Here is a 9,276-nt window from a genome sequence, read left to right as displayed (position 1 = left end):
TTGTGGATTGCACAACTTCCGTCTCAGCTATCGCTAGCTGGTGACAGCTTAGGGTGAAAGGAATAGAAACGATCCCACTTTTCTCTACAACCTCTTATTTCCGATTAAGTTTATTGTTCAGCTAGGGGTAGTCATTGCCTCAGCAGAAAAAAAAGCCCCCCAGAGATTCATGTCTCTGAGGGGAGCTGAAGTTATCGAGTCAAGTTATCCCGATGTGTCAACCTAAACGCTGACAAAGTCAGCAGAAGCGTAAACATTGGTCGTATCCTGAACCACCGCAATCAAGTCATTGCCCTTATAGATTGCCGTATCCAGCGCCGTGGTGCCTCCGAAGTCATAGCTCTTACTCAGGGTGTAGTCAGTGTAGCTGCCCTTGACCTGAATCTTGTCGCCCTCATTCCACTTGAAGTCAGTGATGGTTGCGTAGCCACCACCCAGGTAAGAGACGCCACCGTAAGCGGTACCTAGCACGAAGGTGTCACCCTCGCTGCCACCACTCAAGGTATCGTATTCACCAACCGTGCCGCCATAGCCATTCAGGGAATCCTTACCGGCTTCGCCATAGAGTTTGTCACTGCCAGTGCCGCCATACAGGCTGTCGTTGCCATAGTAGCCCAGCATCGTGTCGTTGCCCGCACCACCGGATAGGTAGTCATCCCCATACCAGCCATCCATGTGGTCGTTGCCTGCTTCACCATAGAGGCTGTCGTTGCCGTAGCCGCCATTGATGTAGTCATCGCCGTCATAGCCGAGGATAGTGTCATTACCATCTTCACCATAGAGGCTGTCGTTGCCAGTCCAACCATCTACGTAGTCATTGCCTGCGCCAGCTTTCACAATATCGTCACCGGCTCCAGCATAGATAGAATCGTCGTAGGCAGTGCCGATGATCTGACCGTGATAGTTGAAAGGATAGCCGGGGCCGTTGTAGGTGTTGTTGTCGTTGTAAGCGGTGCCGTTAATAATCGCCATAATCTTTGCTCTTTAGGATTGCTTAGGATTGGTGTTGGTCGGGGTGTTGGAATCAATCGCTTGAATCGGTTGATTGGTGGTCAGTGATGTCCAAAAGGTTTGTATTCTCAGGAAATGTTATTGTTCGCCGTTGCACTTCTAGAGAGCTTTTGAATCTCGCTGGTTGCTCTATCGACTGGAGGCGGTTGATGCTGCTGGGAAAACCACAATTTACTTTGTTTTTTCCCTGGTGCATTTTGTTGACCTCTATGCACTTGTCAGCCTGAGTAGCGCTAGTTATGCAAGTTGTTACAAACGTTTACATGAAATTGTGCAACCATACAGTTTAAGTAAGGGTAGCGATCGCGTAAACAGAAAAGAAAAAAGCCCCCCAGAGATTCATGTCTCTGAGGGGAGGTGAAGTTATCGAGTCAAGTTATCCCGATGTGTCAACCTAGACGCTGACAAAGTCAGCAGAAGCGTAAACATTGGTCGTATCCTGAACCACCGCAATCAAGTCATTGCCCTTATAGATTGCTGTATCCAGCGCCGTGGTGCCTCCGAAGTCATAGCTCTTACTCAGGGTGTAGTCAGTGTAGCTGCCCTTGACCTGAATCTTGTCGCCCTCATTCCACTTGAAGTCAGTGATGGTTGCGTAGCCAGTACCTAGGTAGGAGACACTACTAGCGGTACCCAGAACGAAGGTGTCACCTTCGCTGCCACCACTCAAGGTATCGTATTCACCAACCGTGCCGCCATAACCATTCAGGTAGTCCTTACCGGCTTCGCCATAGAGTTTGTCACTGCCAGTGCCGCCATACAGGCTGTCGTTGCCATAGTAGCCCAGCATCGTGTCGTTGCCCGCACCACCGGATAGGTAGTCATCCCCATACCAGCCATCCATGTGGTCGTTGCCTACTTCGCCATAGAGACTGTCGTTGCCGTAGCCGCCATTGATGTAGTCATCGCCGTAGTAGCCGAGGATGGTGTCATTGCCATCTTGACCATAGAGGTTGTCGTTGCCATACCAGCCATCAATGTAGTCATTGCCACTTCCGCCATAAACTGTATCGTTCCCGTCTTTGGCGTAAATGGAATCATTGTAAGCGGTGCCGTTGAGTGTGTCGTTGTAAATGGTGCCGTTGATAATCGCCATAATCTTTGCTCTTTAGTAAGGATGAGAATTGGTGTTGTTTGGTGTGTTGGAATCAATCAATCGCTTGAATCGGTTGATTGGTGGTGGCGGATGTCCGAAAGGCTTGTATGTTCAAGAAGTGTTATTGTTCGCCGTTGCACTTCTAGAGAGCTTTCGGACATCGCTCGTTGCTCTGTTGACTGGAGGCTGGTGATGATGCGTGGGAAACCAGAAGTTGGGTTGTTAATCTCCCCGTTGCATTTCGTTGACCTCTATGCACTTGTCAGCCTGAGTAGAGCCAATTATGCAGGTCGTTACAAACGTTTACATAAAATTGGCAAATATGGGTGGTTGTGCCTCAGCTCAGTGGGGAGAGAGGAAATGAAAACCCTTCCTACATAGGCTTTTCAGCTTTGGCACTGTAGATAAATGTTGTTCAAAGCGGCGTTAACAATTGCTTTTGACGTTGAAACATATCTTGGATCGCTCAAATGAGTGTCACTGAATCGTGCGACAGTTGGGCTATTTACTTTCAACCAGAGCGATCGCTATCCTTGAAGAACGCATAATTACGCGCCTAGTTCTTCCTTGCCACCTGCCGGAATCCTCACTCATCAGCCATCGAGAATCCGTAATCTCTAACTGTATGGAGTAGACATCAAGAGGAAAGTTATCTTAAATAGATAGGCTTCCAGACAAAATTGGCGCTGTATCAACCGAAGGGGCGATCGCAAATTATGGATGGACTAGAGTCAAAGCTTCGCTATCTGGTGAAAGAAGCCTGTATGCACCCGCATGGAAGTGCCCAGCGCCAGAAAAACTTAACTAGGGTGATCCGCTTAATCGCACACAAGCTTTGGAAAGAATATACGCCTTACTATGAAGATGCACTGCAACAGACCTGGGTGTATTTCTGTCAAAACATCTGTGAAGGAAATACTGGCGAAGCTTATGACCCGAATCGCAGCAGTGTCATCACCTGGCTGAATACCTACCTGAAACGGCGGCTTCAAGATTTCTATATTGACGGTAAAAAACAAGAATCGAGAACCGTTACAGGTCAAGCCAAAAGGTCAAAGTCGGGCGATATCGGTGAAACGACTGACCCGGTGGATAGTCTGGAAGCCACTCCGGATGTTCCCCCCTTGTTGGACGACATCATAAAGTGGGTGGAAGCCGATTCTCAAGGGGAGTTGCGCCGCACGCACATTGCCGGTCGTCCCGAAGTGAATGCTCAAGCGTTAATCTTGCGACGCTTACCCCCAGAAGCCGGTTGGAAAGAGCTTTCAGCGGAATTTAACCTCCCCATTTCCACATTGAGCAGTTTTTATCAGCGCCAATGTATCCCTCGCTTGCGTAAATTTGGTGAATCGGAGGGATATCTATAAATAAAGATAAATAAAGAACGGAGCTTCCCAACCATGACTTTTAACCCCCACGAACTAGAAGATTTTGCCCTACCGTTACCGATTACCCAAGCCGCACGCACAATAGCACAGCAGTTTGCCACTCAGCAGCCGACGCCGCACAAAGCAGAGCAAGTTCTGTTGAATACCCTATCTGTCTGTGTGGTCAATGATTACTTGCAGATGATGGGGATTCCCACCAATCTTGCAGCCAGTGATAGCTGGAATCCCATCGTGCGCTTATGTTCTGATGTAGCTGACCTAGAAGTGCGGGGACTTGGTCGCTTAGAATGTCGTCCGTTGAGAAGCACCGAACAAATCTGCCACATTCCCCCCGAAGTTTGGTCAGATCGAATTGGCTATGTGATGGTTCAAATCGATGAATCGATGCGACAGGCAAGTGTGTTGGGATTTACCCCCAGCGTTACTACCTCAGAGTTGTCGATCGGTCAATTGCGATCGCCTGAAGATTTACTCGATCGCTTGCAGGAATTAATGCATCCGATTACAGCGGCTGCATCGTCCCTCACCCCTGCCTTCCGCAGAACCCAAGCCAACTTGAGCCAGTGGTTCAACAATGTTTTTGAAGCCGGTTGGCAAACCGTTGAAACCTTGCTAACTCCACCTGAATCAAATCTAGCCTTTAGTTTTAGAGGCGATGTACTTGCTCCCAGTTTGGAACAGCCAGAAGCTGCCGTTCGCAAAGCAAAATTGATAGACTTAGGGGTAGAGATTGCCGACCTTTCTGTTGCTTTAGTTATTGAAATCAATCCAGAATCTGAGGAGAAAACGAATATTCTTCTTCAGGTGCATCCTAGGGGTAATCAAGCTTATCTACCCCCTTCTCTCCAATTGATTGTCCTTGATGAATCTGGCTCTAATTTTCTAGAAGCTGAGTCAAGAGATGCAGATGATTACATTCAATTAGAGTTTAGTGGCAATTCTGGAGAACAGTTTAGCGTTAGAGTCGCTTTGGGGAATGCCAGCATTCAAGAAGACTTTGTTATTTAGCGATTATTTGTAAACTTGAGACACCTCTTGTAATCCAAGAGCAATTTTTCCAGTTATCTGGAAACAACCCTTACATTTAATTGCTGAAAACTAATCGTCCTACCGTCAAAATGGTTAAATTAGTTGTTATAAAACTATGGAGTGGTTCTTTTGAAGAAGGTTTCCCAGTCTCATTACAAATTGGGAACGATGGTGAACGCCCTTCGATAGAAAGCGTTGGAATGTTACCTCCCGCTCCAGAAATTACCCAACACTACACCATCTGGACAACCGCTTATCGTCGCTTGGGAGTGCCCTACAGACTAGAAGCAAAAATTAGTCAACCGACTAATGTTGCCAAGATTGATGACTGTAGTTTGGCAGCCAATGTATTGCGCGATCGCTTAAATGTCTGGCTAAATTCAGAGCCGTTTCGGGCAATTCGAGAAAAACTCTTAGAACAATTAGTTCCTGCCGATGAAATTCGGTTCATTATTCAAACCGAAGACGTTCAGCTACGGAAATTACCTTGGCATCTTTGGGAATTATGCGATCGCTACCCAAAAGCCGAAATTGCTTTAAGCGCTCCAGTCTACGAACGTGTAGAACAACTCTCATCGCCTATCGAGAAGGTGAGAATTTTAGCAATTTTGGGGAATAGTACGGGAATTAATACCCAAGCCGATCGGATTTTATTAGAGCAATTACCCAACGCAGAAATCAGATTTCTGGTAGAACCACAACGGGAAGAATTAACCGAACAGCTTTGGAAACAAGGCTGGGATATTTTATTTTTTGCGGGTCATAGTTCTAGCCAGAAGAATGGCGGGACGGGACAAATTTATATTAATCAAACAGAAAGCTTATCAATAGAAGAACTTAAATATGGATTAAAAAAAGCGGTTGAACGCGGGTTAAAAATCGCGATTTTTAACTCTTGCGATGGGTTGGGTTTGGCAAAAGATTTGGCTTCTTTACATATTCCGCAAATTATTGTGATGCGGGAACCCGTACCGGATAAGGTTGCACAAGAATTTTTGAAGTCTTTTCTCGAAGCCTTTGCTCGTGGTGAGTCTTTTTATTTAGCAGTACGGGAAGCACGGGAAAGATTGCAAGGACTAGAAGCTAAATTTCCTTGCGCGACTTGGTTGCCAATCGTTTGCCAAAATCCGGCTGTGTTGCCACCGACTTGGCAAGGAATCGTTGGGAAGAGGAAAGAAGAATTCCCGATTCTCGATTCCCCTGTGCCATCCCCCTCCCGATCCTCCCAGACTCAACCTCAAACCTGGCGGGGACGACTGCGGGTAGCGTTGCTTGCCAGCGTAGCGATCGCATCATTGATTGCGGGGGTGCGGCATCAGGGAATGCTGCAATCAATAGAACTAAAAGCTTTTGACCAAATACTGACCAGGCGACCCGATGAAAAGCCAGATCCGCGCCTTTTGGTGATTACCATTACTGAAGCAGATGTTCAAGCTCAGAATCCAGAACAGAGGCGTGGGTCGTTGTCAGATCCGGCACTCAATCAACTGTTGCAGAAACTAGAGCAGTATAAACCGCGAGCGATTGGCTTAGATATTTATCGAGATTTTCCAGCATTACCCAGTCAGAAAGATTTAGCCAATCGGTTACGCCAAAGCGATCGCTTAATTGGTATTTGCAAAGTCAGCGATCCGCAGGCGGAGGAACCGGGGATTCCACCACCGCCAGAAATCCCAACAGAACGTTTAGGGTTTAGTGATTTCATGGTCGATTCCGATGGAGTGGTTCGTCGCCATCTGTTATCGCTGAAACCAGACCCCGCCTCTCCCTGTACGGCTTACTACGCCTTCAGCGCCCAATTAGCATTCCGTTATTTAGCGGCAGAAGGCATTGTACCGACAATTAATTCAGAGGGGTTCTTGCAACTGGGTAAGGTGGTTTTTAAGCCTTTGGAGAGTTTTACAGGTGGCTACCAAGGAACCGATGCCTGGGGTCATCAAGTGCTGCTGAATTATCGCTCCCACCGCTCCCCGGAAAATATTGCGGATCGAGTGACCCTCAGAGAAGTTCTCAACGGTCAGATCGATCCCAATTCCATCAAGGATCGGATTGTTTTGATCGGCACGAGCGCTAACAGTTTTCATGACTATTGGCTCACACCCTACAGTCAAGGTCAGTGGGCTGAAAAGCAAATGCCGGGAGTATTTGTGCAAGCGCAAATGGTGAGTCAAATGATTAGTGCAGTGAAAGATGGGCGATCGCTATTATGGGTGTGGCCTCAGTGGGGCGAAGTTTTTTGGATTTGGGGCTGGTCTTTACTGGGAGGGTTGTTCGTCTGCTATCTGAAGTCCCCGGTCCACTTAGGGATAGCGATCGCCGCCGCACAAATCTTGTTGTATGGTTTATGCTTGGCACTGTTAATCCAAAGCGGTTGTTGGGTGCCTTTGGTTCCACCAGCGCTAGCCTTGGTAGCGAGCAGCACCAGCGTAGCCGTGTATGCAACCTTTCGAGCTAGACGATAGTCACTCACCTTAAAATTCCTTCGACTAGCTATATGAAGTTCCCTTTTAAACAGATAATCCTTGCCAGAGCGATCGCCCAGCGTGCCAAACCTTATATCTTGCACCTGAAAAACTTAAGCCCCCATGAGCCTTTCCTACCAGGGAACGGGGAGCCGAACTCCCCTCGCCTTGCAGGAGAGGGGTTGGGGGAGAGGTCTCCTAATACAAGCGGTGGCAAATGGCCTGCCCTCTTCCTAGTTGCTTTTATCGGCAGTTTGACGCAAATCCCCGTAAAACCTGCTTTCGCAGAAGTCTTAACCGTACAGTCCAACGCGCCACCACCACCAGCAGACCGTAGCGCCCCCACTGGACGACGGCAAGGAGGCGCTAGCCGTAGCCCCGGCACCCTTCTGTTCAAGGCACCCCCACCGCCAGCAGACCGCAGCGCCCCTGCTGGACGACAGCGAGGAGGGGCTAGCCGTGGTACGTGTCCAGCCGCGATCGGCGAGGAGCCTCTGACTGCCTTGGTGCCTGCGACTCAGACAAGTTTGAATGAAGGACAATCTGGGAACTCACCCTTAAAAACCTTTGAGTCCGTATGGGCATTAACGGCTTCTGAGGCTCCTACCTTTTGGTATTACATTCCTTATGCGCTCACACCCGACCTGGCTGTGGAATTCATCCTACAGGATGACCAGGGTAACAATGTCTATCAAACCAAGTTCATCGCATCCCAAAAGCAGCCTGGTGTAGTCAAAGTGAGTCTTCCTGCTACAATAGCGCCGCTAAAAGTTGGCAAGATGTACCGTTGGTTTTTCATGATTGATTGCGATCCGGATGCTCCACCCTTGGTTGAAGGGTCAGTTCAACGGATTGCACCTTCTGCCACTTTGATGAGTCAGTTACAGAAAGCAACCCCACGGGAACGTGTGGTTCTTTATGCCAAACAAGGAATCTGGCATGATGCCCTCACTGCTCTTGCTGAACTCCGGAGTACGAATCCAAAAGATGCTGCCCTCACGAATGATTGGGTAAGTTTATTAAACTCTGGTGGCTTGGAAGCGATCGCTCAAGAACCTGTAATTGATTGCTGCACCGCTCAACAACAGTAAACAAACAAGTCTAATTTGGCCTCAAGGCTTTGGCAGGCGATCGCGGATTATGCGGTAATTCACCGGATTTGACATCGAAGCGATCGCACTCCTCAATGATTCGTGAAGGCGAGATACCCGACTTCAAGAGAGAAGCCGGGTATCTGAAGGGCTAGCTCACCTTAAAACAAGATTCCTATCAATCGATGCTGTCAGCTTCAGCCCTACTTACATAACTAAATTTCACTTTTGTCCCAAAAATACTAAAGAATCCGGAAGCTAAAAATTCGGTTTGTAGATAAGTGTGTTCCTAAAAAAGTAGGAAACTTCAGTGTTGTATATTTCAACACTAAAATCACAGCCAAACCACTAATTTTTTCAAGGACTAATTAATATGGCACTTATCAACGGCACTTTGGGAAACGACCCGAATTTGACGGGAGGCGCAGAAAATGACACTATCAATGGTTTTGCCGGAAACGATAACCTTTATGGCAGCAGTGGCATAGATACCCTCAACGCAGGAGAAGGCAATGATACCTTAGTTGGAGGTGCTGGCTTTGACACTCTCACGGGCGGTCCTGGCGCTGATATTTTTGTATTTAAAGGCTATGTTTCACAGGGAGTTAACCCAGGAGGTGTTTACTACGTTCAGAGTGCTGATGGTTATGACATCATTACAGACTTCAATCCAGCTCAGGATGCTATCAAAGCATTTGTTTCTGAGCCTGGTATTCCTCCCCATTTTAAACACGTTGCAGGCCCACCCATCCTGCCTCCAGGGGAGGTTCTTGGCGCTCTGAAAAATAGCGGTTTTGTCAGCACATTCCCAACACTTGACATTAGTAGTTTTTTGAGCGATCGCATAAGTTACGTAACTCAATTTGAGTCGGGATTTAACCCGATTCTCACACAATCGTTACTGTTTTAAATTCCCGAACTTTGAGCGCTAGATATGACCGAGTAAAACTGCTTCGCTGTCACTGTTCTAGCGCTCAGATAAATGTGCCAGATAAGCTTGAATTCTCTCAGTTGAGTGTCACCTAATTGAGTGACACTTAAACGAGCTACCACAAATATGTTTTGCCAAAACAAGCGACTAACAACAAGTTTTGAAAACAGTTAGACTTATAAAGTAAAAGTCGAAAATTTGTGGCTCAAGAGATTAGTTTCAATCAGTTATATGCCCTTAGTCCAATTCCAAGAGCAAGTCACTTAAT

At 47.4% G+C, this 9,276-nt stretch carries 9 protein-coding genes; 7 read left to right on the top strand and 2 right to left on the bottom strand.

The annotated features are described in order from the left end of the window. Positions 1-222 precede the first annotated feature (222 nt). Both NC996_RS16045 and NC996_RS16040 read right to left on the bottom strand, forming a co-directional pair. Positions 223-972: a calcium-binding protein gene (locus NC996_RS16045; protein WP_190678428.1), complete on the bottom strand. Its 750-nt coding sequence runs from the start codon at positions 970-972 to the stop codon at positions 223-225. A 433-nt stretch (positions 973-1,405) separates the two neighbouring features. Continuing rightward, complete coding sequence (locus NC996_RS16040) at positions 1,406-2,107, bottom strand: calcium-binding protein (RefSeq protein WP_190434981.1); 702 nt, start codon at positions 2,105-2,107, stop codon at positions 1,406-1,408. Positions 2,108-2,150: 43 nt separating this feature from the next. On the opposite strand from NC996_RS16040, the gene NC996_RS16035 reads away from it, so the two are divergent. The 7 genes from NC996_RS16035 to NC996_RS16005 all read left to right on the top strand — a co-directional run bounded on the left by NC996_RS16035 (position 2,151) and on the right by NC996_RS16005 (position 8,987). Then, positions 2,151-2,300: a hypothetical protein gene (locus NC996_RS16035; RefSeq protein WP_190529744.1), complete on the top strand. Its 150-nt coding sequence runs from the start codon at positions 2,151-2,153 to the stop codon at positions 2,298-2,300. Further along, positions 2,300-2,488 (top strand): hypothetical protein, encoded by a 189-nt coding sequence (locus NC996_RS16030; protein WP_190434979.1) that lies wholly within the window; start codon positions 2,300-2,302, stop codon positions 2,486-2,488. Before NC996_RS16035 ends, NC996_RS16030 begins: the two co-directional genes overlap by 1 nt. Before the next feature lie 335 nt (positions 2,489-2,823). After that, positions 2,824-3,474 (top strand): sigma-70 family RNA polymerase sigma factor, encoded by a 651-nt coding sequence (locus tag NC996_RS16025; RefSeq protein ID WP_190426806.1) that lies wholly within the window; start codon positions 2,824-2,826, stop codon positions 3,472-3,474. Positions 3,475-3,507: 33 nt separating this feature from the next. Continuing rightward, positions 3,508-4,503 carry a DUF1822 family protein gene (locus tag NC996_RS16020; RefSeq protein WP_190426794.1) on the top strand — a complete coding sequence of 332 codons (996 nt, stop codon included), beginning with the start codon at positions 3,508-3,510 and terminating at the stop codon, positions 4,501-4,503. 221 nt (positions 4,504-4,724) lie between these two features. Then, positions 4,725-6,986 carry a CHASE2 domain-containing protein gene (locus NC996_RS16015; RefSeq protein ID WP_339380249.1) on the top strand — a complete coding sequence of 754 codons (2,262 nt, stop codon included), beginning with the start codon at positions 4,725-4,727 and terminating at the stop codon, positions 6,984-6,986. A gap of 32 nt (positions 6,987-7,018) precedes the next feature. Then, positions 7,019-8,077 (top strand): DUF928 domain-containing protein, encoded by a 1,059-nt coding sequence (locus NC996_RS16010; RefSeq protein ID WP_190534223.1) that lies wholly within the window; start codon positions 7,019-7,021, stop codon positions 8,075-8,077. Positions 8,078-8,450: 373 nt separating this feature from the next. Then, positions 8,451-8,987 (top strand): calcium-binding protein, encoded by a 537-nt coding sequence (locus NC996_RS16005; protein WP_190534226.1) that lies wholly within the window; start codon positions 8,451-8,453, stop codon positions 8,985-8,987. Positions 8,988-9,276: the final 289 nt, after the last annotated feature.

The organism is Trichocoleus sp. ST-U2 (assembly GCF_039961875.1).
Taxonomy (GTDB): Bacteria; Cyanobacteriota; Cyanobacteriia; order Cyanobacteriales; family FACHB-T130; genus FACHB-T130.
The sequence above is the reverse complement of the archived record's forward strand: the minus strand, read 5'-3'. Positions and strand labels throughout refer to the sequence as shown.

Bases quoted from the DNA above. Each gene is read 5' to 3' on its own strand.
- NC996_RS16045 (WP_190678428.1), bottom strand. From the start codon at position 972: ATGGCGATTATTAACGGCACCGCTTACAACGACAACAACACCTACAAC.
- NC996_RS16040 (WP_190434981.1), bottom strand. From the start codon at position 2,107: ATGGCGATTATCAACGGCACCATTTACAACGACACACTCAACGGCACC.
- NC996_RS16030 (WP_190434979.1), top strand. From the start codon at position 2,300: ATGATGCGTGGGAAACCAGAAGTTGGGTTGTTAATCTCCCCGTTGCAT.
- NC996_RS16025 (WP_190426806.1), top strand. From the start codon at position 2,824: ATGGATGGACTAGAGTCAAAGCTTCGCTATCTGGTGAAAGAAGCCTGT.
- NC996_RS16020 (WP_190426794.1), top strand. From the start codon at position 3,508: ATGACTTTTAACCCCCACGAACTAGAAGATTTTGCCCTACCGTTACCG.
- NC996_RS16015 (WP_339380249.1), top strand. From the start codon at position 4,725: ATGTTACCTCCCGCTCCAGAAATTACCCAACACTACACCATCTGGACA.
- NC996_RS16010 (WP_190534223.1), top strand. From the start codon at position 7,019: ATGAAGTTCCCTTTTAAACAGATAATCCTTGCCAGAGCGATCGCCCAG.
- NC996_RS16005 (WP_190534226.1), top strand. From the start codon at position 8,451: ATGGCACTTATCAACGGCACTTTGGGAAACGACCCGAATTTGACGGGA.